Genomic DNA, 23,899 nt, shown 5'->3' on the forward strand with positions numbered 1-23,899 from the left:
CGCTTTTCGACCTGAAAAACGGATCAGAGAAGCTTGTCGATGATTGCCGACATTTCGTCAACCGAAAGGGCTCCAGCGTATTTTTGTCCGTTAATGAAGAAAGTCGGCGTTGCATTGACACCGAAATCCTTCGATCCACGCTCCATCGTTGCTCTCACATCATCGAGAAGTTGCTGGTTCGTCAAGCAAGCCTTGAACGACTCCTGTGTAAAACCGGCAAGTTTCGCAATTTGCAGGAGCGCGGCCTCGCCATCTTCGGCGGTTGCCCACTGCTGCTGCTGCTTGAAGAAGACGTCGACCATCGGGAAATAGCGGTCTTCCGGCGCGCAACGCGCCAGCATGAAAGCGGCCGTCGCACGCGGGTCGAACGGGAATTCGCGGAAGATAAGCCGTGCCTTGCCCGTATCGATATATTTTTCCTTGATCTTCGGGAAAGTGTTGATCGTGAAATCCGCGCAATGCGGGCAGGTCAGCGAGGCATATTCGACAATGGTGACGGGCGCGTCGGCCTTGCCATAGGTCATGTCCTTCAGCTTGCCGGGTTCGGCAAGCTTGGCCGCATCGACTGTGCCTTCCGGACTACGCTGCTGCGCATGCGCGCCACCGGCAAAAGCCAGCCCGGCAGCCGCCGCTCCGGCAAGAGAAATAACGTGTCTGCGATTAAGCGCTGCAGGCATCCGAATCATCCAGTCCTGTTTCAGTAGTTGACTTCGACATACAATCTAAAGCGGCAGATCGCACTTCGCTAGACCCGCAGCGTTCACATGAAAGTCAGCACCTTGCGTTTTTTGTCTTCATATTTGCGACAATCAATTGGGGTGCCGCATGCAAACTGCTGAAAGCTTGCATCAAATTTATGGCGGCAGGCCGAATTCAGCTATCCTTGCCGCCCTTTCGCCCGGTTGTCCGCTTCTCGGCCAGAATGTTCTTGCCGAGGCGCGCCAGGGCTGCGCGAAGCGCATCGTCTTCAATGGCGTCCGTCGCCTTGTCGATGCGGCGCTCATCCGCAGGTCCGAGCGGGGCCAATCGCTTCACGCGGCGCTTCCGAGGGATGACCGGCGGTTTCTGCTCGATGCGAATGCGCCCGACTGCGGAAAAGCCCAGAAAACCATTGATACGACTGATGATTTCCCCTGTCTCGTGCTGGACCTGGAGGGCTGCGAACCCTTCGCAGGCGATAATCAGCGTTGCCGGAGAAAAAGGATCGTCCTCATGCAGACGGCGCGGCCAGAGGATGCGCAAAGGGCGCGAGGTTGCGCCGATGGCGGGGCCGACGATATCTTCCCATGACTGAAGCAAGGCCAGATTGATACCGGCGCGCTTTTGCAGCATCGGGTCCACCAGACCCGAAGCCATATCTGCCAGCGGCCTGAAACCGCGTCTGGACGTTGGTTCGCTCATCGCGCTCCATTATAGCCGCGAAACCACTCCACGAACAAAGGAATACCCTGATCGAGCGTCGTTCTGGGGCTGAAATCGAGGTCGCGGGCAGCGAGCGCAATATCGGCATAGGTGCGCGGCACATCGGCGGCCGGCATGGGCTCCAGCTTGCGGATCGCTTCCTTGCCGGTCGCCTTTTCGATCGCGGCTATGAAATCGTTCAGCATGACGGGGCGGTTATTGCCGAGATTATAGACTGGCGCCGTCTCTTCCGGCTTGTCGAGAATGCGTCGCACCGCACCGACCACACCGCTGACGATATCGTCCACAAAGGTGAAATCCCGCTGCATCTCGCCATTGTTGAATACGCGGATCGGCTCTCCCTTGAGGATCGCGGATGTAAACAGCCACGGCGCCATGTCGGGCCGTCCATAGGGGCCATAGACCGTGAAAAAACGCAGGCCCGTTGCGTGCAGCTTATGCACGTGGCGGTAGGAATAGGCCAGCAATTCGCCCGAACGCTTTGTTGCGGCATAGATCGAAACCGGGTGATCGACAGGATCGCTTTCGGAGAAAGGAACCTTTTCATTCGCGCCATAGACCGACGATGAACTGGCATAGACGACCGGCGGACGCTTCTCCAGTCTCAGCGCGGTTTCGAAGACCGTAACCTGTCCCTGAACATTGGCGGAAATATAGGCCGCAGGGTTCTCGATGGAATAGCGCACCCCCGCCTGTGCCGCCAGATGCACGATAATGTCGGCATCCCGGTCAGTCCCTATCGCCGCATTGAATGCTTCCGCATCCGAAATATCCGCCTTGGCAAAACGGAAACCTTCACGCATATGAAGTTTCGAAAGGCGCGTTTCCTTCAAGGCGACCGGATAATAGTCATTCACATTGTCGATGCCGATGACCTGCCAGCCCTCATCCAGCAGGCGCTGTGCGGTATGGAACCCGATAAACCCGGCAGCGCCCGTTACAATCGCTTTCATGCAAGTGACTTCTTTCCAAAGATATATGAGGCGAGACCCGCGCGCCGCGCCGCCATGATGCGTCTCGATGCAGCCGCGTTCAGTGCCGCGAGGAAGAACATGGTCGAGGCGATGGTCACTTCATGCAGCAACGGGTTGTGCAGCATGCCATAGCTGCCGCACACCAGCGCGAAATAGATCAGCGCCCGCCGCATTGCCCAGCTATCGGCGGTCCGCCACAGATATATGAAGATGGAGATGAAGGCGCCAGCCATGAATATGAGACCGACAATGCCGTCATTGAGCAGTTCATCGAGGACCGTGTTATGCACATGGAGGAAACCGTCAAGCATCGCGGCCTTGTCGCCCGCTTCAGCCTTTACATAGTCCATCTTCGAATAGGCGCCGACGCCTGTAAACGGATGGGCTTCGATGACACGGGCCGCACTTTTCCACATTGTCTCACGGATATCGGCCGAAACCTTGTCATCCCAATTCGCGGCCCGTCCCGTATCGTAATATTCGACCATTCCGGAAAAGCGTTTGGAAATGATGCTGCCCACGGGGCCAACGACGACAAGGGCCGCCATCGCGGCAATCAAAGCAGCATAGACGGCGCCTTGCTGTCTCATGCTGAAACGTCTCAGGAAAAGGATAATCTCGACCGCGGCGAAAACCGGCAGGACCACGATGACCGCCCGCGTTTCGGATGTCAGAACGGCCGCAAATCCCAGCACCAGCCAATGCGGCCCGTTCGGCAGATAATTCGGGGCCTTGTGCAGCGGTATTGCGGCTGAAATCGCCGCCACCCCGGCGACGAATGCAAAAACGGCCTGATTGCCGCCAATACCGATGCGCCCGCCTTCCATCACGGAAAGATAGACCGCGGCAATCACGGCCAGCAAGGTGCCCGCCCGCGCACCCAGAACATAAGCCCGCAACGGATCGCGAATGAGCACCATTCCCGAACCCGCAAACGCAAAAATGGTTATGAGCAAGGTATAACCAATCTGCCGGTTGTCGTGGAAGGGTTCGCCCCGCAGGAGGATCAACCCCAACGACCAGGCACCATAGAGAACGATGAAAAGATAGAACTTCCTGGCGAACATGCGCGTGGTCGCATGGCGACCGCAGGCCAGATAGATACCGATACATGAAAAAAGGAACAATATCAGCGGCCCCAGCCCGAAACGTATGGGCATCGCCGCCGATGCGACCCCGAGGACCCAGGAATCCACCCGCCGCCGCAAGAGAAAAGATTTTTTGAAATAACTCAACTTTTAGCCTCTGTTAGCCCCTTCTTATTTAAACCGTAAGCGATTCGCCGAACATAGTCAGTCGCTCGAAAGACAAGCGTGCTCATCCTTTTGTATATCGGCAAACGCGCCTTGGCATAAATAAAACGGCTTGGAGTAATCGTCGATTCCGTGTCCGAAAAAGAAACAAGAGGCATGTTCGTCGTAAATATCTCATGGCCTCCCGACCACCCGCGTTCAAGCTCTACATCATAAGGCAAACGCATGGTGCGGATGGCATTGCTCAATTTTTTCGCGGCCTGCCTGGTCACGAGATAAGCGGCAGCACTTCCCATCGGCCCGTGCAGGCAACGTCCGACCGTTATTTGGTCATTCACCCGCAGGAATGGACGGAACGCCGAAAGGCGATGATTGACGAGCTTGATGACGTCCCAACCCTGAATATATGTCATTTGCTTTACCGAGGCACTGAATGCCGGCGCCAGCAACACATCGTCTTCCACAATTACCGCGAAAGGCTCAGGCGCATCGGCTATCATTTCCAATGCCCGGATATGGCTGAAGTAACAGCCTATTTCCGCAGGCAGCGCCACTTTTCCATGCCAGCGACGAAACCTTGCCTCATCGAAATTCGCCAGTTCTTCCGGAGAAAGCAATTTTCCCTCGACCGCTTCCACGCGCCGCAGATCGATCGAAAGCGCATCGGCATTGGACTTCAGCCTGTCCCAGCGGTCACGCGACCGCGCAAGATTGATGACATAGACAGGTACAGAACGATCCACTTATTCTCTTTCTGCCACAAGCACAGGAACACGTCGGGAGACTCACAGACAAACTTCTATGCGCCCTGCCCTAATATGCACAGCATTGTTTCTATCAATTGTAAAAATGAGGCATTAATCAGAATGAGGCCCAACTGTTACCCGATATCCTTCCCATGCTGAATTCCGCCATATCCGATCGAAGTACGATACTCCTGCATTGGTATGACCGCCACCACCGGGTTTTGCCGTGGCGCGTCAGCCCGGCTGAACAGGCATCGGGCGTCAGCCCAGACCCCTACCGCGTCTGGCTCTCGGAAATCATGCTTCAGCAGACGACGGTTGAGGCGGTAAAATCCTATTTCACAAAATTTGTCGAACGCTGGCCCGCTGTCCAGGACATGGCGCGGGCGAGCGAAGACGATATTCTGCGCGCATGGGCGGGACTTGGCTATTATTCACGCGCGCGCAACCTGAAAAAATGCGCCGATGCCATAGTCCACCGGCATGGCGGCAGGTTTCCCGACAATGCCCTCGCCTTGAAGGAGCTTCCCGGAATAGGAGATTACACCTCGGCGGCAATCGCCGCGATTGCATTTGGCGAGGCAGTTGCCGTCGTCGACGGCAATGTGGAGCGCGTGATCGCGCGGCTTTATGCGATAGACACACCCCTCCCCGCGGCAAAAACGGAAATTCGGGCACGGATGGGGCAATTGACCCCAGCCAACAGGCCCGGAGATTTTGCACAGGCCATGATGGACCTGGGGGCAACCATATGCACGCCAAGGCGTCCGGCCTGCGCGATCTGTCCGCTCAATGACGGTTGCCTCGCGCTCACCTCGCGCGACCCGGAGGAGTTTCCCGTCAAGGCGCCCAAGGCCGAAAAGCCCATCCGCACCGGAGCGGCATTCATCGCCATAGCGGAAGACGGCTCGATTTTCCTGCGCAAACGGAAGGGTGAGGGCCTGCTCGCCGGGATGACTGAAGTTCCGGGCAGCCATTGGACCGCCCGCATCGACGGAGATGCGACCATCGCCGCCGCACCGTTCCCGGCCCAATGGACCGCTTCCGGTTCGATTACGCATGTTTTCACCCATTTCGAACTGCGGCTCTCCGTCTATCGGTCGGACAATGTCGGCAAGGCCGCGTCCACGGATGGATGGTGGTCCCGTCCGGATGAGCTTTCGGATGAGGCATTGCCGACCGTCATGAAAAAGGCGATCACCGCCGCCATACCAGAAGCTTTCAAACGGGGGAGGAAACACCGTTGAACCATTCCGTCAAACATGTGGTTTTCGATATAGGCAAGGTCCTTATCCATTATGACCCGGAACTTGCCTATCTGGATATCATTCCTGACGCTGCCGAACGGCGCTGGTTTCTGGAAAACATCTGCACCAGCGCATGGAATATCGAACAGGATCGCGGCCGGGGCTGGCAGGAGGCCGAAGCGCTTCTGATCGATGCCTATCCCGAGAAAAGCGATCATATCCGTGCTTTCCGGCAAAACTGGAACCGCATGGTGCCGCATGCCTATGCGGATAGCGTCGCCATTCTTCGCGGACTGATCGGACAGGGCCACGATGTTACCATGCTGACGAATTTCGCTTCCGATACGTTTCGCGAAGCACAGGCGCGCTTTCCGTTTCTGACCGAAAGCCGGGGCGTGACCGTATCGGGCGATGTCCGCATGCTGAAACCCGACCGGGAAATCTACGATCATCACATTGCTTCGTTCGACCTCGACCCGGCCGCAACCCTTTTCATCGATGACACGATGCACAATGTCGAAGGCGCCAGACAGGCTGGCTGGCAGGCCGTGCATTTTACGGATGCGGGCAAGCTTGGCGCCGATCTGAAGGCGCTGGGTCTCACTTTCTGAAACTCGTTTCCCTGCCCCAAAAACAGCGAAGGCGCCCGAAGCCGATGCTTCGAGCGCCTCACTATCAGACTATGCTGGAGGCCGTCCGATAACTGATCGTCTGCGCATGTCCCTATCCCGAAACCGGTTCCCGCCTTCGGGAGACATGTTTTAAGCGCCTGCAACTGCCATTTGGTCGCGAATGACCTTGCGCAAGGCATCGATTGGCTTCAGCGCGCCGTTTTCCTCATAGTGCCAGAAGGTCCATCCATTGCAGGCATCGAAGCCCTGGACTTTTGCACCGATGCGATGGATCGAACCCGCTTCGCCATTGGCAGCCAACGTACCATCGGCGCGAACAATGGCAGCAAAACGGCGACGCTCATCACAAAGCACCGTGCCGGGACGCAAAAGGCCAGCCTCAAGAACACTGGTGAATGCGACACGCGGTTCAGCCCGTTTGCCGGTCATGACCGTCAGTTCGGCCTTGCCCAGCGGTTCCACAGCGTCGATACGCGCCGTTGCCGCCTCGATATAGCTCTGTTCGCGCTCGATGCCGACGAAGTGGCGTCCGAGGCGCTTGGCAACCGCGCCGGTCGTGCCGGAACCGAAGAACGGGTCGAGAATGACGTCGCCCGGCTTGCTGGATGCCATCATGATGCGGGCAAGCAGCGCTTCCGGCTTCTGGGTGGGGTGAACCTTGTCGCCGTTTTCGTCCTTCAGGCGTTCGGAACCGGTGCAGATGGGGAACAGCCAGTCCGAGCGCATCTGCACATCGTCATTGGCGGCCTTCATCGCTTCATAATTGAAGGTGTAGCCCTTGCCCTTCTGGTCTCGCGAGGCCCAGATCAGCGTTTCGTGCGCATTCTGGAAACGTCGGCCACGGAAATTCGGCATCGGGTTCGTCTTGCGCCAGATGATGTCGTTCAGCAGCCAGAAGCCGAGATCCTGCAACTGCGAGCCAACGCGGAAGATGTTGTGATAGGAGCCGATGACCCAGATGGTGCCGTTCGGCTTCAACACGCGGCGGCAGGCCATCAGCCAGGCCCGCGTGAAGGCATCATAGGCCTGAAAGCTCTCGAACTGGTCCCAGTGATCGTCCACCGCGCTGACCATGGACTGGTCGGGGCGGTGCAGGTCGCCGCCAAGCTGGAGATTGTAGGGAGGATCGGCAAAGATCACGTCCACGGAATGATCCGGCAGGCGCTCCAGGGCGGACACGCAATCACCCTTGATGATGGAGTCAAGCCAGGCGGTACGCGGAGCCTCGATGGGCAACTCATGTGCAAGACGTACAAGAGACATGGGATACTCGATTACCTGTGGACGCAAAAAACTTGTCCTTATGGTTACCGGGTAGGGTAAATATGCAGTTAACGCCAAGTAGTTGAAATCGTAAATCTTTTCTTAAACGGCAGGGAAAGACCGCAGTTCCGGGCTTTTTGGTCGCTGCGGGCTTCTCAACATTTTGCCGCCTGTCATCTTAACGCCGCGATCGCTGTGCAATGGTGGTTTTATCGTCTTGCCATCGATAAGGCTTGGTTATCCCTTTTTGCCTATAGTCGACCGTCAATTCCAGAGTTTGCGTAGCGGGCATGCGAGCCGCCCGCTGGTCCGGTGTATTTTATGATGAATATCGCTGAGCTGCGACATAACCGGTATTTGCGGGTTCTCTTTGTACCCTTTCGCATGCGCGCACTGGTTCGCGGCAGTGAAATTGGCCTTGTCATTGCCGGCACCCTGATCGGCATCATTTCAGGACTGATGGTCGCCGCCATTGGCGGCATTTCGCAATGGATGCACCAGGCGATATTCGCCCTCGAACCGGGCGAAAAACTGAGTTCGGCATCCTCGCTGCAATCGAGCGCCTATATCGCCCCGCTTGCGGGCGGCATCTTGATGGGGATCGTGATCTGGGTTCTCGCACGCTGGCGCAAACGCCCCATCGTCGACCCCATCGAAGCCAATGCGCTTCATGGCGGGCGCCTATCGCTCACGGACAGTTTCATTCTGGTCGGCCAGAACCTGATCTCCAACGGCTTCGGCGCGTCGGTCGGCCTGGAAGCCGCCTATACGCAGCTTGCGAGCGGTTTTGCCTCCCGCATCGGCCGGGCGCTCAAGCTTCGCCGCGCAGATTTGCGAACGCTGGTCGGCTGCGGTGCGGCTGCGGCCATCGCCAGCGCATTCAATGCGCCGCTGACAGGGGCTTTCTATGCCTTCGAACTCATCATCGGCGTCTATTCTATTGCCACGCTCGCGCCCGTCGTCGTGGCCGCGATCGTTGGCGCGCTGGTGACGCAGGCAATCGGCGGCACGCCCTTCGTCATCGATATCGGCCAGATCAACGACATCACCCCGCGCGATTACGTTCCCGCGCTCGTTCTCGGTTTCTTTTCGGCGGGCATTGCCATTCTCATCATGCGCGGCGTTACCTTTGTCGAAACGCTCGCCCGACGCAGCGTGGTTCCCAATGTCATGGCTCCGGCAATCGGCGGTGCGATTGTCGGCATGATCGCGTTCTTTTCGCCGCAGGTTCTGGCCTCCGGTCATGGCGCCCTGCATCTCGATCTCAATGCGCACATCACCATACCGGTGCTCCTGCTCCTGATCTTCACCAAATCGCTCGCCTCGGCGGTTTCCATCGGCGCGGGCTTCCGCGGCGGCCTGTTCTTCGCATCGCTGTTTCTCGGCGCATTGACGGGCAAGCTTTTCGCCGCAGTGGCGGGAACCGTACTCCCTGCCGGTCTTGCCCTTTCGCCGGAAGTCTATGCCGTCATCGGCATGAGTTCGCTTGCCGTCGCGGTTGTCGGCGGGCCGATGACCATGACGTTCCTCGCGCTGGAACTGACCGGCGACTTTCCGATTTCCATGCTCGTGCTGGGTGCGGTGGTTTCATCGTCGCTGATGGTGCGCAAGACCTTCGGCTACTCCTTCGCAACGTGGCGCTTCCACCTGCGGGGCGAGGCCATCCGGTCCGCCCACGATATCGGATGGATACGCAATCTGACCGTCAACCGGATGATGCGTCACGATGTGCGCACCGTGCCGATCGACACGGACATCGATACATTCCGCCACGATTTTCCGCTTGGATCAACGCAGCGCGTGATCGCGGTCGATGCCGAGGGGCGCTATGTCGGCATGATTCCGGTCCCGGAGGTTTATGCCGACAGCTTCGACACATCCGATGGCGAGCACAGCATCAGCGCGCTCCTCAAATATCAGGACGAGTTCCTGTTGCCGCAGATGAACGCCAAGGAAGCGGTTGCCCGTTTCGACCGGGCGGAAAGCGAAGCGCTGGCCGTCGTGAACAATGCGCAGGAGCGAAAGGTTCTGGGCCTTTTGAGCGAGGCGCACACACTTCGCCGCTACAGCGAGGAGCTGGACCGGCGGCGGCGCGAAGTTTCCGGCGAGGTCTGAGAGACTGAATCAAAAAGCGGCATGTGTGTGCGAAAATGGTGATTTTCGAGTACCGGAGCGCAATGTACTTCCAAGCATAGTCCCGAAAAGTTGCAGACTTTTCGGATAAGACTATGCGCCTGAGAAAGCTACATGAGCACCGGAACGCAAAAAATTGCCATTTGCAGCCACACAGGACGACTTTTGGAACAGGCTCTGAATTCGGACAGCATCCGATTTGACGACCTCACTATAAAAGTGTAGCTCAACCCCGGTATTTCCGGCTGCTGCCGGTGCCCTCCCCTCCCAATAAAAAGGCTATGATCATGGCGGCAGCGTCCCTCATCATTTTCGATTGCGACGGCGTTTTGGTGGATTCCGAAATCATCGCGGCGGAAGTCGAATCCGCTCTTCTCACCGAAGCCGGTTATCAGATCGCCGCCGATGAAATGGCCGAGCGTTTTGCCGGCCTGACCTGGCAGGATATTCTTCTGACGGTGGAACGCGAGGCCGGAATTCCGCTTTCAGCATCGCTTCTCGACAAATCCGAAAGGATTCTGGACGAGAGGCTCGCCAACGAGGTTCAGGCGGTTGAAGATATCGGGGATGTCGCATCGGCGCTGAAGCTGCAAAAATGCATCTGCTCCAACTCCACCGGCCATCGGTTGGAAACAATGCTGAAGCGCGTTGGGCTTTATGATCTGTTTGCGCCCAATATTTTTTCGGCAAAGGAAGTCGGCACGAAGAAGACCAAGCCCGCCCCCGACGTCTTCCTCTACGCCGCCAAGCATTTCGGGGTCGACCCGAAGAATGTCATCGTGATCGAGGATTCCGCGCATGGCATAGAGGGCGCGCGCGCCGCCGGCATGCGCGTGATCGGCTTTACCGGCGGCGCCCACACCTATCCCGGCCATGCCGACAAGCTGACCGATGCCGGTGCGGAGACGGTTATCCATCGCCACAAGGACCTGCCCAGCGTTATTGAAGCCCTGTCCATCTGGACCGATGCCTGAAGGAGATAATCCGACGCCTGGCCTTGTCAGGCGGCGGATTGCTTGTTGCGCCCCTTGGGCGGCGCGTTGAGAATGGCCAGAAGCTCTTCGGCTTCGCTTTCCGAGAGGCCGATCAGCATACGGGTTCCCATGATGACGGGTTCGCCAGTGGACGTATCGAAGATCGCCCAAGTGTCCGTCGGTTCAAGAATGCGTTCGTATTTGTGTTGCATGGGCCCACATTAGCGCAAAGCCGTTGCCATTCCTTTCACACTGACAATCGCATTTAATTCGAATTTTATCGATCCGTATTTATCCACAAACCGGAAGCTCAGGCTCCCCGAGAGAGCGCTTTGGCGCGTTTCGGTCTGGTTTTCGGCACCGTGATTGCCACCAGAGCGATTGCGCCGTCCGCCGAAATCGGCTTGCCGTAAAACCAGCCCTGAGCGGTCATCGGCGTCTTCATCCTGCGGAAATAATCCGCCTGGGCTTCCGTCTCTATCCCCTCGACCACGATGCCCAGATTATGCTGGCGCGCCATCGATATGATCTGCGGCACAATCGACACCGTCTCGCCATCCACGGAGACGGTGCGCGTGAAAGCCTTGTCGATCTTGATGGCATCGATCTGCAATTCGCCAAGATAGGCAAGGCTGGAATAGCCGGTTCCAAAATCGTCGATGTAAATTCGATGCCCCTGCTCGCGAAGCTGGCGGATACCTTCCGACGCCCTGGAAACATCGACAGCCGTTCGCTCCGTCAATTCAAGCCCGATCTGGCGGGGATCGATGCCGGCCACAGCCAGTTTCGCCCGGATGTTCTTCAGAAACGCAGGCGCCTGGACATCGTTTGCAGTGATATTGATATTGATCTGGATATCGCGGTTGCGGCGCAGCAGATCACCCATTTCCTCCATGACGCGATCGATGACATAGGCCGTCACACGGCAGGCCATCCCCTTTTCTTCCGCCTTCGCGATGAACACATCGGGCGGAACCAGATCGCCCGTTTGCAGCTGCCAGCGCAAGAGTGCCTCAAACCCCGTGATCTTCCCATCAGCAACATTGACCACCGGCTGGTAAACGACATCCAGCTGCCGCGCCTTCAAGGCCTTGCCGAGCATGGAAGCCAGCGGACGTTCGCGATTGTGATAGGCAAACCAGCCCAGACCGAGGCTCGCCCCGGCAAGGAGGCCAAGACCGATCGCGATAACGGACTTCCAGCGGGCGGAATTGCTGGAATTGTCCAGCTTCGCTTCGAGCGCGATGCAGACGCTCGTATTGTCGTCGCAACGAAACTCCCTGATGCCGCTGCTCAGCACATCATATTTCCGTCCGGGGTCATTGAAGTCGGGAACAGGCACATTGCCCGACGGATAGCCGTAAAGGCGTGCAAATCGCTTCTGATCGGCATCGCGCATATAGATGGCAAAGCCGTATTGCTGCGTGTGGAGCAGATCGAATGCCGCCGAACTGAGAACAACATTGACCGTGTCCTTGCCAATCACGGAACCGTGGCTGCCCGGCGTAATCAGGGACCTGTCGCTGTAGACATAGGTGCCATCCTGCAAATGAATGTCGGCAGCCGAACGCCTCGGCTGTCCGGGAATATCGCCCATGAGCGTCGAACAGATCAGGCGATCACCGCGAAACCGGCCTATATCCTTGATATGATATGCGGAAAAGACCAGCTTGCGCAGATAGGTCATCTCTTCCGGGGAGCACATTTCATACGATGAATGATCGGCTGCCTCTATCGTTTCGCGGGCGGACACGACCACGCGGTTCGCATGGGCAAGCAGGGCGGCCATGTAGATATTCATGTGCCGCTCTTCATCCGCAATTCGAAGTCGATTGCCTATCCATTGTCCAAATGCTGCGCCCAAAAACAGCATGACAAGCAAAACAAGTGGAACAGGCTTTAAAAATTTACTGCGATCAAATCGCATATGGTCTTGTCCCTGAATATATCGCAGTCCGCTCGGGGATCTCTCGCAATCAACCATTGCCGCCATTCAATTGCGACGCGACGAAACCCGGCGATAAAAATCACACACAAATCAAATCGAATGCACAAATACTACTATGATTTTCATTAATACCGCATTAAAATAAAAAACGAACTATATCATCATCCAATCATAAAATTAAAGACCCACAAAGAACCATATATACTAACGAATAGACTAAATTAATATATGTTTATACAGCCCCTAAAAATGATGCGCAGAAAATATCCCTGCGCATCATTCTGAAAATCATTTCAAGAAGAAAAGCCTTTTGGCAGTTCTTTATTTCGTGTTGTATGGACCTTCATCGAAACCGACGAAAATCTGGATATTGTTCTTGTCCGTCATCGGCACCGTGATCGCCTTGTCATTGAAGACGAACTGGGTGGCGGTGTCCCCATTGGCGATCGTAACCGACTGCTTGTGCAATTTGGAATAGATCACCTGATCGCCCTGGCGGACAGCGACACGGACGGGCATGGTGATGGTGCCGCTCTTGTATTTCGGGCCGGGCACAACCTTGCCGGCAGCCGCAACATCGATCGTCATCGTACCGGCGCCATACTGGCAGGCGCGGGTCGTATCGGTCAGGGCGGCCTGATAGATCACGCGGGCCGGATCCTTATCGCCGCCCTTTTCGTAGGTGTTGAAAAAGGCCGTGCCGTCCCGCAGCGAAACGGATGGGCAGAAAGCGCGCAGCTCGGATTCCTTGACGCGCTGGTCGCCGGATGCGGCAGGCGTGGTCAGCGCGGCGCCTGCGGCTCCGTCCGCGGCCTTATCCGTGCCGCTGGTTGTGCAGCCTGCGAGGGCTGCGAGCAAAACCGTTGCAAAGACTGGAAACAACGATGAACGATTCTGTGGTGCTGTTTGCATAAACCGGGCTTCCCTGCACTGATCGACCTGTCTTCTACATCACGCATGCGTGTAGCGCGATGACGTTTTCCCGTTTTTTGCTCCGGAGAGCAACCCCCATCCATGTCGACATGCTTTAAAACCTTGCGGCTTTTTTAGGGAGGCTCTATTGGATTACGCGGCTCAAAACCGCACCGATCTGAAACGAAGGCCCAAGAAATGAAATATGTAAGCACGCGTGGGGAAGCGCCGGTCCTGGGGTTCAGCGATGCATTGCTCGCCGGTCTTGCCCGGGATGGCGGTCTTTATCTGCCGCAGGATTATCCCCAGTTTTCGCCGGAACAGATCCGCGAGCTGCGCGGAAAATCCTATGTGGATATTGCGCTGGCCGTGCTCACGCCTTTTGTCGACGGCGAAATTCCCCATTCGGATTTCCGCCGCATGGTGCATGAAGCCTATGGGACTTTCCGCCACGATGCGGTCTGCCCGCTGGTCCAGACGGGTGCAAATGAATTCGTCCTGGAGCTTTTTCATGGCCCGACGCTCGCCTTCAAGGACGTCGCCATGCAGCTTCTCGCCCGCATGATGGACCATGTTCTGGCACAGCGCGGCGAACGGGCAACGATCGTCGGTGCCACGTCCGGCGATACAGGCGGCGCGGCCATCGAAGCCTTCGGCGGGCGCGACAATACCGACATCTTCATCCTGTTCCCCAACGGGCGCGTGTCGCCGGTGCAGCAGCGCCAGATGACATCATCCGGCTTCTCCAATGTCCATGCCCTTTCCATCGAAGGCAATTTCGACGATTGCCAGAACCTTGTGAAAGGCATGTTCAACGATCTTCCGTTCCGGGATGCGCTGTCGCTTTCGGGTGTGAACTCGATCAACTGGGCCCGCATCATGCCGCAGGTGGTCTATTACTTTACGGCGGCGCTGAGCCTCGGCGCACCGGACTGCGCCGTATCCTTCACAGTGCCGACGGGCAATTTCGGCGATATTTTCGCGGGCTATGTCGCCAAGCGCATGGGACTGCCCATCGAACGGCTCATCATCGCCACCAACGACAATGACATTCTCTCGCGCACGCTGGACAGCGGCGCCTATGAAATGCGCGGCGTCGCGCAGACGACATCGCCATCGATGGATATCCAGATTTCCTCGAACTTCGAGCGCCTTCTGTTCGAAGCCCATGGACGCGACGCGGCCGCATTGCGCGGCCTGATGGAAAGCCTGAAGCAATCCGGCGGCTTCTCCATCTCCGAAAAGCCGCTTGCGGCGATCCGCGGCGAATTTTCTGCGGGCCGTTCCAATGTTGCAGAGACCGCGCAAACCATCAAATCCGTGCTGGAGGCCGACGGCTATCTGCTTGATCCGCACTCGGCAATCGGGGTGAAGGTCGCTCGCGAAAATGTGTCCGGGGCCGCGCCGATGGTTGTCCTTGCGACCGCCCATCCGGCCAAATTCCCCGATGCCGTAAAGGCTGCGAGCGGTGTCGAACCGCAGCTTCCGGCATGGCTTTCGGACTTGATGCAGCGAAAAGAAAGCTTCACAGTTCTTCACAACGACCTGAAAATCGTGGAAGAATACGTTCGCCGCCATTCGAGAGCTTAAAGACCGGCTCCGAGACGAGAACCAGAGCGGGAATGCAGGGAGCAATTTGCTTATGGGTGTTGAAGTAACGCGTCTTCCCAACGGGTTGACGATAGCCACCGATACGATGTCCCACGTGGAAAGCGTGGCGCTTGGAATCTGGGTCAAGGCCGGAGCGCGAAACGAAGCCCCAGACCGTCACGGCATTGCTCACCTGCTGGAGCACATGGCCTTCAAGGGTACGGAAAATCGCACGGCCTGGCAGATCGCATCGGATATTGAAAATGTCGGCGGCGAGATCAATGCCGCCACCAGCGTCGAGACCACATCCTATTATGCGCGTGTACTGCGCAATGATGTGCCGCTTGCCATCGACATTCTTTCCGACATCCTGACGGCCTCCAAATTCGATGAAGCCGAACTGGAACGCGAGAAACAGGTCATCATGCAGGAAATCGGCGCGGCGCACGACACGCCCGACGATATCGTCTTCGATCGTTTCACCGAAACAGCCTATCGCCATCAACCGATCGGACGCGCCATCCTGGGCGAGCCCGACACGGTCATGTCTTTCACCTCCGCCGATCTGCGCCAGTACATGGAAGAGCAGTACAGCGCCGACCGCATGGTCGTGACGGCCGCGGGCGGCGTCGATCACGATGCTTTCGTGAAGGAAGTGGAAAAGCGCCTCGGCGGCTTCCGCGCCCACAATACGGCTCCCACGCTCGACCTTGCCCATTATGTCGGCGGGGATTTCCGCGAACACCGCGAACTCATGGATGCGCAGGTCCTGATCGGCTTCGAGGGACGCGCCTATCATGTGCGCGATTTCTACGCCTCGCAGCTTCTTTCGATGATCCTTGGCGGCGGCATGTCCTCGCGGCTTTTCCAGGAAGTACGCGAGAAGCGCGGGCTCTGCTATTCGGTCTATGCCTTCCATTGGGGCTTTTCCGATACGGGCCTGTTCGGCATCCATGCCGCGACGGGGCGCGACGAGCTTGTCGAACTCGTGCCGGTCATTATCGACGAATTGCACAAGGCAGCCCACTCCATCGGCCTGGACGAAGTGGACCGCGCCCGCGCGCAATATCGGGCAAGCCTGCTCATGTCGCAGGAAAGTGCGGCAAGCCGCGCGGGCCAGATCGCGCGCCAGTTCCTGCTCTATGGGCGCCCGGTTGAAAACAGCGAATTGCTGGACCGTTTGTCCCTCATCACGCCCAAACGCCTGACCGATCTTGCCGGACGGCTTTTTCTCGACAGCAAACCCACTATCGCAGGCGTCGGCCCCATTGGCCGCCTCATGAGCTTCGATCACCTGACCGATGCGCTTTCGACCAATGCGCATACGAGGAAGATTGCTGTTTAAGGGAATAAGTGAGTAGGGGAATAGGGGAGTATGTGACCTTGAACATTTTGTTTTTCCTACTCCCCTATTCCCCTACTCCCATACTCCCCTAACCCGTCATGATCGGCCTGCCCTTCCGCAAAAGCAATCCGACCACACTGCGTGGGCAGCGCATTTACCTGCGCGAGCCGATGATGAGCGATTTTGCAAGCTGGGCCGGCCTGCGCGAGCAAAGCCGGGCCTTTCTCACGCCGTGGGAGCCGACCTGGCCCGATGACGACCTGACCAAAAGCGCCTTTCGCCATCGGATAAGACGGTTTCAGGATGAAATATCGGCCGGGACCGCCTATCCGTTCTTTGTGTTCCGCAACAGCGACAACAAGCTTGTCGGCGGCATTACGCTCGGCAATATCCGGCGCGGCGTCGGCCAGAGCGGCATGATCGGCTACTGGAGCGGCGCACCCTATGCCGGCAAGGGTTATATGACCGAAGCGCTATCGCTGGTTATCCCCTTTGCATTTGACCAACTGCGGTTGCACCGGATTGAAGCAGCCTGTATCCCTCATAACATGCGTTCGATACGGCTTCTCGAAAAAGCCGGATTTGAGAGAGAAGGACTGTTGCGTTCCTATCTCAAGATAAACGGCTTCTGGCAGGACCACCTGCTTTTTGCCCTTATAGAAGGCGACAAACGTATGACGGATAGCCGCATGATCAATGGCAAGGTTGAACGCTCGTGAAGGGTTTTGCGGATAAGTGGTTTGTTGCTGGTGCGCGTTTTCTCGCGCTCATGGTTTTTCTGACCGTTTCGGTCGTCCAGGCATCAGCCATCGAACCGATCAAGATTTCCAAGGAAGATACCGCCCTCGACCTGTCCCGCGCTGTCGAACTTCTGCGCAACAAGGGCGAAAGCGTGCAGGTATCGACCGCTCCCGGTCCCGACGGCATTGTCCGCCGCATCGAAGTGCAGGCAGACCAGAACAGCAAGGCATCCGGCGACTGGGCCGCTTTTTCCATCGCAAACCCGACCGACGAGCAGATCGACCGCCTGATTGTGGCGCCGCATTTCCGTCTCGTCGACTCCGGCGTCATCTGGCCCGATCTCGGTTCTCCGCGCATTGCATCGATCACGCCCAGCGAAGGCTTTGCGCTCGACCGCCAGCCAAGTGCGGATGCGGACGTCTTTCGCATCACGCTCAATCCCGGCAGCGTCATCACCTTTGTGGCAGAGCTCTCCTCGCACAACCTGCCGCAGCTCTATCTGTGGGAGCCGGAGGCCTACAAGGATGCGGTCAATTCCTACACGCTCTATCGCGGCATCCTGCTCGGCATTTCCGGCCTGCTGGCGCTGTTTCTGACTATCCTTTTCGTGGTCAAGGGCACTTCCCTGTTCCCGGCCACCGCCGCGCTTGCCTGGGCGGTTCTGGCCTATATCTGCGTGGATTTCGGCTTCTGGAACAAGCTGATGGAGATTACGCCCGGCAATGAGCAGATTTGGCGCGCCGGGACCGAAGTGGCGCTTGCCGCCTCGCTTGTGATCTTCCTCTTCACCTATCTCAATCTCAACCGCTGGCACGATCATTTCAGCTATGGCGCGGTGACATGGGTATTGGGCCTGCTGGCACTTGCGGGGGTGGCCGTCTTCGATCCGCCGGTCGCCTCCGGCGTTGCACGCATTTCTCTAGCGCTCACCGTCCTGTCCGGTGTTGCCATCATCGGTTATCTGGCGGTCAAGGGGTATGATCGCGCCGTCATGCTGATACCCGCCTGGCTGCTCACCCTCATATGGTTGCTGGGCGCCTGGATGACGGTTTCGGGCAGCCTCGATAACGATATCGTGCAGCCTGCCCTTGGCGGCGGTCTTGTCCTGATCGTGCTTCTGATCGGTTTCACCGTCATGCAGCATGCATTCGCAGGCGGAGCGCTGCAACAGGGGCTGCTCTCCGACATGGAGCGACAGGCCCTCGCCGTCATCGGTGCGGGCGATATCGTCTGGGACTGGGATGTGCCGCGCGACCGCGTGGTGACGACACCCGACATCGCCAATTATCTCGGCAATACAGCCAGCAGCCTGCAAGGCCCGGTGCGCAACTGGCTTCCCGTCATGCACGCCGATGACCGCGACCGGTTCCGCTCCACGCTTGATGCCATTCTGGAAAACCGGCGCGGGCGCATCGGCCAGATTTTCCGGCTGCGCGCCAATGACGGCCACTATCACTGGTATGCGCTTCGCGCCCGTCCGGTCATCGGATCGGATGGCGAAGTGGTGCGCTGCGTCGGCACGCTGGTCAATGTGACGGAACAGAAGAAAGCCGAAGAACGGCTCCTGCACGACGCCGTGCACGACAATCTGACCGGCCTTCCCAATCGCGAACTGTTCCTCGACCGTCTGAGCAACGTCATGAACATGGCGCGTGGCGAGAACAATCTCCACCCAACGGTGTTCATCATCGACATAGACCGCTTCAAGCAGGTCAATGACAGCCTTGGCATGTCGGCAGGCGATACGATCCTGCTCACCGTTTCGCGCCGCCTGGCGCGGCTCATGAAGCCGCAGGATACGCTCTCGCGCCTGTCTTCCGACCAGTTCGGCCTGTTGCTGGCTTCCGAAAGCGATCCGGGGCGCATCGCCTCCTTTGCCGAGGCCCTGCGTCAGGCTGTGCGCGCGCCCATTGCCTATGCAAAGCGCGAGATCGTTCTCACATCGTCCATCGGCCTGATTACCTGGACGAAAACGGCAACAACTGCCGAGGATTTCGTGAAGGATGCCGAACTTGCCATGTATCAGGCCAAGCGTTTCGGTGGGGATCGCATCGAGCCGTTTCGTCCGGCATTCAGAGCCATCGGCAGCGACAAGCTCCAGCTTGAATCCGATCTGCGGCGCGCGCTTGAACGCGATGAAATCAGCCTTGTCTATCAGCCGATCGTCAAGCTTGATGAAGGCACCATTGCCGGTTTTGAGGCGCTCATGCGCTGGGAGCATCCGCGGCGCGGCGCCATTTCACCATCGGAGTTCATTCCCATTGCCGAGAATTCCGGTCTTATCATCCAGCTTGGCCTGTTTGCGATGCAACGGGCTGCGGAAGATCTGTATGCGTGGCAGGAACTATTCCCGAAGCTCGACCTTTTCGTTTCGGTCAACCTGTCATCCACGCAACTCATCCGCCAGGATCTCATCAACGATGTCCGTTCGGTGCTTTCCCGTATCCATCTCAATCCGGGCAGCCTGAAGCTAGAACTGACCGAATCCGTCCTGATGGAAAACCCCGAGCAGTCCACGCACGTCCTGGCCCGGCTTAAAACCATGGGCATCGGCTTGTCGCTCGACGATTTCGGGACGGGTTATTCCTCGCTCGCCTACCTCACGCGCTTTCCGTTCGATATCATCAAGATCGACCGGTCCTTCGTGAAGGGCGACCAGCCACAGAAAGCCACCCTGCTGCGCTCGATTGTGAGCATGGCGCACGATCTCGGCCTCGCCGTCGTGACCGAAGGCGTGGAGAGCGAAAGCGATGCGCTTCAGCTTCGCCAGATGGGTTGCGAATATGTGCAGAGCTTCATGTTCGGCCAGCCGACGAGCCGTGACGAAGCAACCCGCATGATCCGCGATCAGCTGGACGCGGCAGCGGCGTGAGTAGGGCAGTAGGGCAGTAGGGCAGTAGGGCAGTAGGGCAGTAGGGCAGTAGGGCAGTAGGGCAGTGAAGAATATGGTGGTTGCGGTCATGCGCAACCAAAACATACTCCCCTACTCCCTTATTCCCCTATTCCCTTAACATACTGCCTTACTGCCCTACTGCCTTATTGCCTTAAATCAGGCATGCCCCGCATCGGAGACAAGCCGGGACATATCGATGCCCATGTGGAGCATCAGGCGCGCATATTTGCCCTCGATATCGCTGTCGAACAGCATGTCGAGCGGCGCGTCGCAGGTCAGCCAACCATTCTCGGCAAGCTCCGCTTCGATCTGGCCCGGTGCCCAGCCAGAATAACCAAGGGCCATCAGGGCGCGTGACGGTCCCCTGCCCCCATAAATGGCGCGCAGAATATCGACCGTTGCCGTGAGGCAGACATCTTCCGAAACAGGCATGGTGGAATCGACCATATAGTCGTCGGAATGCAGCACGAAGCCGCGCGTGCGATCCACCGGTCCGCCATTGCGCACCATCATATTCTGAGCCCGATCCGGCAGAATAATCAGTTCATCCTCGTCTATGACCCCGATTTGACGCAGAAGATCCGGAAACTCGACAGGCTGAAGCTGGTTGATGATGAACCCCATCGCGCCTTCATCGGAATGCGCGCAGATATAAACCACCGACCGGGCAAAACGCTCGTCGCTCATTCCGGGCATGGCAAGCAGGAATTGCCCGTTCAGAAAACCCTGCTCTTTGTTTGGCGTCTTGAGAATGGTCATGAATATGAAGGTAGCAAGACTGCGCAAAATAACAATGGCCATTTGCTGGGACCGCCGGTCCCGGTGCGAAAACCAATTGAATGGCAGGCGGCCTCTTGATCGCGCGGTGCAAATCGCAGGTCCTCACGATTGGACTTGAAGCGACCACCTTTTCATTCCATCTTTCAATCATGAACATTCGGACATTCGCCATCGCTCCATTTTTGTTGGCCTCGCTCGCACTTCCAGCCTTGGCGTCCGCCTCGGACTGGACCGAGACGCCCGGCGGGCGTGTGCGTGTCATTCTCGAAGACAGTGGCCCGGACAACGCAACCGGCCGCGAACGACGCGGTGCCTTGCAGATCGAGTTGCAGCCCGGCTGGAAAACCTATTGGCGCAATCCGGGCGATGCGGGCGTTCCGCCCCAGATCAATATTGAGGGGGATGCGAAAGCGCAGATCGATTTCCCGGCCCCCATCCGGTTTGGCGGGAGCGACGAAGGCGGGATCGGGTATAAGCAACCCGTCTCGTTGCCGATCGTCTTTCATCTGCCATCCGGCGACACACGGCTGAAGGGCCATGTCTTTCTTGGGGTTTGTGAGAAAATCTGCGTTCCGGTGCAGGCCACGTTCGATTTCCCGCTCGATCAAAGAGAACAGCAAGCCTCGCCGCAGGCGATCGCCGCCCGCACGATCATCGAGACGGCATTCGACCGGCTCCCCACACCGGCAACAGCGGCGTTCGGCATAAGCAAGGTGAAGCGGGAAGGAGACAAGGCCGTCTTCGACCTTGCCGTTCCCGACCCTTCAGCCCCGGCAGAACTGTTCGTCGCCAGCGACAAGGTCAGGCTTTCCGACGCCGTTGCGGTTGAGAAGAGTCAATCCGGCCAGCAGTTTACAGCCAAGGTGCATGGAAAGGCAGACAATGCCACTATCGATTACACAATCGTGCAGAACGGAAAAGCAGTCTCCGGTCAAGTAACGCTGAATTAGGCTGCTCTTATCCGTCTTTTGAAATTGTCCGCCGGCCTGTTATCGGTTTAACTGTGCCGCCCGTGCTTCGCGGCGCGGATGAGAATTTTTGACCATAGGCAGCGGAACACCCCTGCCCCCTAGGAGAAAACAGATGACGATCAAAGTTGGCGACAAGCTGCCCGCAGCAACTTTCAAGGTAAAGACTGCCGATGGCGTCAAGGAAATGACGACCGACGATATCTTCAAGGGCAAGAAGGTCGTTCTCTTTGCCGTTCCTGGTGCCTTCACGCCGACTTGCAGCCTCAATCACCTGCCGGGCTATCTCGAAAACCGCGACGCGATCCTCGCCAAGGGCGTCGATCAGATCGCCGTCGTGGCGGTCAACGATCCATTCGTCATGGGCGCCTGGGCACAGAGCACCGGGGGCGAAGGCAAGATTCTCTTCCTTGCCGATGGAAGCGCCGTCTTCACCAAGGCCGCCGGTCTCGATATCGATCTTTCCGGCGGCGGCCTCGGTGTGCGCTCCAAGCGCTATTCGGCCATCATCGAAGACGGTGTGGTCAAGTCTCTCAATATCGAGGAACAGCCGGGGCAAGCGGTCACATCCGCAGCCGCAGCCCTTCTCGAACAGCTTTGAGAATAAACAAAGGGCGGCGAAAGTCGCCCTTTTATTTCACCTTCAAAGTCCGGTGTCCGGCATATTTGAACGGTTCCATGCCGGCGCGGGCAAGCTCGTCGGCGCGCTCGTTTTCAGGGTGTCCGGCATGGCCCTTGATCCAGTGCCAGCTGACCTTGTGCGGTTTGCGCGCTTCATCCAGCGCCTGCCACAGTTCGGCATTCTTGACCGGCTTCTTGGCAGCAGTCTTCCAGCCATTGCGCTTCCAGCCTTCGATCCAGCCGGAAATGCCGTCGCGCACATAGACCGAGTCCGTGTAGAGATCGACTTCGCATGGCTCCTTGAGCGCGGAGAGCGCGGAGATTGCAGCCATCAGCTCCATGCGGTTGTTGGTGGTATCGGCTTCGCCGCCCTTCAGTTCCTTGACATTGCCGTTCCAGCGCAGGATTGCGCCCCAGCCGCCGGGGCCGGGATTGCCCGAACATGCGCCATCCGTAAAAGCCTCGATCCGCTTCACGCAGCCGCTCCCTGCTGCTCAAGGCCATATTCGGCGGCGGTTTCGATCTGGCGATGAAAGCGCATCTTGCGCACATATTCCATCGGGTCCTTCTTGACCACGAAACTGCCGTCGGGAACATTCAGCCAGTCATAAAGCCGGGTCAGCATGAAGCGGAGGGCGGCCCCGCGCGCCAGAACCGGCAAGGCATCTGCTTCCGCCGCAGAAAGCGGACGAACCGAGGTATAGCCACGCAGAAGTGCCGCCCCCTTGGTGCGATTATAGGAAAAATCCTTCTCAAAGCACCATGCGTTCAGGCAAACGGCGACATCGTAGGCCAGAATATCCGTGCATGCGAAATAGAAGTCGATGAAGCCCGAAAGCCTGTCGCCCAGAAAGAAAACATTGTCCGGGAAAAGATCGGCATGGATCACGCCCTGCGGCAGATCGGCAGGCCAGTTCTTTTCCAGGAAATCCAGATCGGCTTCGGCCTCGCGGACAAGGCCCGGTTCCACCTTATCCGCACGTTCACGCGAGAGGTCCCACAATGGACGCCAATCGGCTAGCGTCAGGCCATTGCGGCGGCGCAGCGAAAAATCGGCGCCTGCCAGATGCATCTGGGCCAGCCCCTCGCCAACCGCTTCGCAATGCTCCACCGTCGGGCGGCGCATCCACATGCCCTCAAGGAAGGTGACAATTGCGGCGGGCCGCCCGGCAAGCTCACCGATCATCGTGCCGTCAAGGCGGATCACCGGCTGCGGGCATTCCAGACCGCGGCGCGCCAGATGCTGCATCAGCCCAAGAAAGAACGGCAAATCTTCACGGTTGGTGCGCTTTTCATAGAGCGTCAGGATGAACGAGCCCGTCGTGGTGTGCAGAAGATAGTTGGAGTTCTCCACCCCTTCCGCAATGCCCTTGTAAGACGTCAGCGTGCCGATGTCATATTGCTGCAGGAAAGCGCCAAGCTCGATTTCATTGATATCCGTATAGACGGCCATGCCG

22 protein-coding genes and 1 pseudogene are annotated in these 23,899 nt (G+C 57.9%); 10 read left to right on the plus strand and 13 right to left on the minus strand.

Annotated features, from left to right (window positions below; translation table 11 throughout):
- Positions 1–23: 23 nt before the first annotated feature.
- The 5 genes from AVM02_RS10295 to AVM02_RS10315 all read right to left on the minus strand — a co-directional run bounded on the left by AVM02_RS10295 (position 24) and on the right by AVM02_RS10315 (position 4,392).
- Complete coding sequence (locus AVM02_RS10295; protein WP_411506876.1) at positions 24–677, minus strand: DsbA family protein; 654 nt, start codon at positions 675–677, stop codon at positions 24–26.
- Positions 678–873: 196 nt separating this feature from the next.
- A complete protein-coding gene (locus AVM02_RS10300) occupies positions 874–1,401 on the minus strand; it encodes a DUF721 domain-containing protein (RefSeq protein ID WP_411506877.1) in 528 nt (175 codons plus the stop codon).
- On the minus strand, positions 1,398–2,375 hold the full coding sequence (locus AVM02_RS10305; protein ID WP_411506878.1) for an SDR family NAD(P)-dependent oxidoreductase: 978 nt from the start codon (positions 2,373–2,375) through the stop codon (positions 1,398–1,400). The genes AVM02_RS10300 and AVM02_RS10305 overlap by 4 nt, the downstream gene beginning before the upstream one ends.
- A complete protein-coding gene (locus tag AVM02_RS10310) occupies positions 2,372–3,523 on the minus strand; it encodes an O-antigen ligase family protein (RefSeq protein ID WP_411506879.1) in 1,152 nt (383 codons plus the stop codon). The genes AVM02_RS10305 and AVM02_RS10310 overlap by 4 nt, the downstream gene beginning before the upstream one ends.
- A 104-nt stretch (positions 3,524–3,627) precedes the next feature.
- Positions 3,628–4,392, minus strand: coding sequence for a glycosyltransferase family 25 protein (locus tag AVM02_RS10315; protein WP_411506880.1), 765 nt, complete (start codon positions 4,390–4,392; stop codon positions 3,628–3,630).
- A 155-nt stretch (positions 4,393–4,547) separates the two neighbouring features.
- Between AVM02_RS10315 and mutY the strand changes: the two genes are divergently transcribed.
- Entirely contained in the window at positions 4,548–5,642 is a 1,095-nt protein-coding gene (gene mutY, locus AVM02_RS10320; protein WP_411506881.1) for an A/G-specific adenine glycosylase, read from the plus strand.
- On the plus strand, positions 5,639–6,253 hold the full coding sequence (locus AVM02_RS10325; RefSeq protein ID WP_411506882.1) for an HAD family hydrolase: 615 nt from the start codon (positions 5,639–5,641) through the stop codon (positions 6,251–6,253). The genes mutY and AVM02_RS10325 overlap by 4 nt, the downstream gene beginning before the upstream one ends.
- Positions 6,254–6,403: 150 nt before the next feature.
- On the opposite strand, the gene AVM02_RS10330 is transcribed toward AVM02_RS10325, so the two are convergent.
- Positions 6,404–7,537 (minus strand): site-specific DNA-methyltransferase, encoded by a 1,134-nt coding sequence (locus AVM02_RS10330; RefSeq protein ID WP_411506883.1) that lies wholly within the window; start codon positions 7,535–7,537, stop codon positions 6,404–6,406.
- A 324-nt stretch (positions 7,538–7,861) separates the two neighbouring features.
- Here AVM02_RS10330 and AVM02_RS10335 point away from each other — a divergent pair, with 324 nt between their 5' ends.
- Positions 7,862–9,652: a chloride channel protein gene (locus AVM02_RS10335; protein WP_411506930.1), complete on the plus strand. Its 1,791-nt coding sequence runs from the start codon at positions 7,862–7,864 to the stop codon at positions 9,650–9,652.
- Here the strand turns inward: AVM02_RS10335 and AVM02_RS10340 are convergent.
- Positions 9,648–9,864, minus strand: a pseudogene (locus AVM02_RS10340) (hypothetical protein); the annotation flags it as partial. The gene AVM02_RS10335 and the pseudogene AVM02_RS10340 sit on opposite strands and share 5 nt — an antisense overlap.
- Positions 9,865–9,957: 93 nt before the next feature.
- Here AVM02_RS10340 and AVM02_RS10345 point away from each other — a divergent pair.
- Positions 9,958–10,644 carry an HAD family hydrolase gene (locus AVM02_RS10345; protein WP_411506884.1) on the plus strand — a complete coding sequence of 229 codons (687 nt, stop codon included), beginning with the start codon at positions 9,958–9,960 and terminating at the stop codon, positions 10,642–10,644.
- A gap of 26 nt (positions 10,645–10,670) precedes the next feature.
- Here the strand turns inward: AVM02_RS10345 and AVM02_RS10350 are convergent, their stop codons facing one another.
- From AVM02_RS10350 to AVM02_RS10360, 3 genes are all read right to left on the minus strand, one after another.
- Entirely contained in the window at positions 10,671–10,856 is a 186-nt protein-coding gene (locus AVM02_RS10350; RefSeq protein ID WP_411506885.1) for a hypothetical protein, read from the minus strand.
- Between the two features lie 98 nt (positions 10,857–10,954).
- Entirely contained in the window at positions 10,955–12,571 is a 1,617-nt protein-coding gene (locus AVM02_RS10355; protein WP_411506886.1) for an EAL domain-containing protein, read from the minus strand.
- 342 nt (positions 12,572–12,913) lie between these two features.
- A complete protein-coding gene (locus AVM02_RS10360; RefSeq protein WP_411506887.1) occupies positions 12,914–13,504 on the minus strand; it encodes a hypothetical protein in 591 nt (196 codons plus the stop codon).
- Between the two features lie 198 nt (positions 13,505–13,702).
- On the opposite strand from AVM02_RS10360, the gene thrC reads away from it, so the two are divergent.
- The 4 genes from thrC (at position 13,703) to pdeA (ending at position 20,052) form a co-directional block, all read left to right on the plus strand.
- On the plus strand, positions 13,703–15,094 hold the full coding sequence (thrC, locus tag AVM02_RS10365; RefSeq protein WP_411506888.1) for a threonine synthase: 1,392 nt from the start codon (positions 13,703–13,705) through the stop codon (positions 15,092–15,094).
- A gap of 52 nt (positions 15,095–15,146) precedes the next feature.
- Positions 15,147–16,439: a M16 family metallopeptidase gene (locus AVM02_RS10370; protein WP_411506889.1), complete on the plus strand. Its 1,293-nt coding sequence runs from the start codon at positions 15,147–15,149 to the stop codon at positions 16,437–16,439.
- Between the two features lie 98 nt (positions 16,440–16,537).
- Positions 16,538–17,158 (plus strand): GNAT family N-acetyltransferase, encoded by a 621-nt coding sequence (locus AVM02_RS10375; protein WP_411506890.1) that lies wholly within the window; start codon positions 16,538–16,540, stop codon positions 17,156–17,158.
- Between the two features lie 50 nt (positions 17,159–17,208).
- On the plus strand, positions 17,209–20,052 hold the full coding sequence (pdeA, locus tag AVM02_RS10380; protein WP_411506931.1) for a phosphodiesterase PdeA: 2,844 nt from the start codon (positions 17,209–17,211) through the stop codon (positions 20,050–20,052).
- Between the two features lie 177 nt (positions 20,053–20,229).
- On the opposite strand, the gene AVM02_RS10385 is transcribed toward pdeA, so the two are convergent.
- The gene (locus AVM02_RS10385) at positions 20,230–20,832 is read right to left on the minus strand and encodes a YqgE/AlgH family protein (RefSeq protein WP_411506932.1); all 603 of its coding nucleotides are present in this window, start codon (positions 20,830–20,832) and stop codon (positions 20,230–20,232) included.
- A 170-nt stretch (positions 20,833–21,002) separates the two neighbouring features.
- Here AVM02_RS10385 and AVM02_RS10390 point away from each other — a divergent pair, with 170 nt between their 5' ends.
- On the plus strand, positions 21,003–21,803 hold the full coding sequence (locus tag AVM02_RS10390; protein ID WP_411506891.1) for a protein-disulfide reductase DsbD domain-containing protein: 801 nt from the start codon (positions 21,003–21,005) through the stop codon (positions 21,801–21,803).
- A gap of 133 nt (positions 21,804–21,936) precedes the next feature.
- A complete protein-coding gene (locus tag AVM02_RS10395) occupies positions 21,937–22,422 on the plus strand; it encodes a peroxiredoxin (RefSeq protein WP_411506892.1) in 486 nt (161 codons plus the stop codon).
- Between the two features lie 31 nt (positions 22,423–22,453).
- Here the strand turns inward: AVM02_RS10395 and rnhA are convergent, their stop codons facing one another.
- Together rnhA and AVM02_RS10405 are read right to left on the minus strand one after the other, a co-directional pair.
- A complete protein-coding gene (rnhA, locus tag AVM02_RS10400; protein WP_411506893.1) occupies positions 22,454–22,918 on the minus strand; it encodes a ribonuclease HI in 465 nt (154 codons plus the stop codon).
- Positions 22,915–23,895, minus strand: a complete 981-nt coding sequence (locus AVM02_RS10405; RefSeq protein ID WP_411506894.1) for a homoserine kinase — start codon at positions 23,893–23,895, stop codon at positions 22,915–22,917. Before AVM02_RS10405 ends, rnhA begins: the two co-directional genes overlap by 4 nt.
- Positions 23,896–23,899 lie beyond the last annotated feature (4 nt).

It is taken from the genome of Brucella anthropi, assembly GCF_046630315.1.
Lineage (GTDB): Bacteria > Pseudomonadota > Alphaproteobacteria > Rhizobiales > Rhizobiaceae > Brucella > Brucella anthropi_A.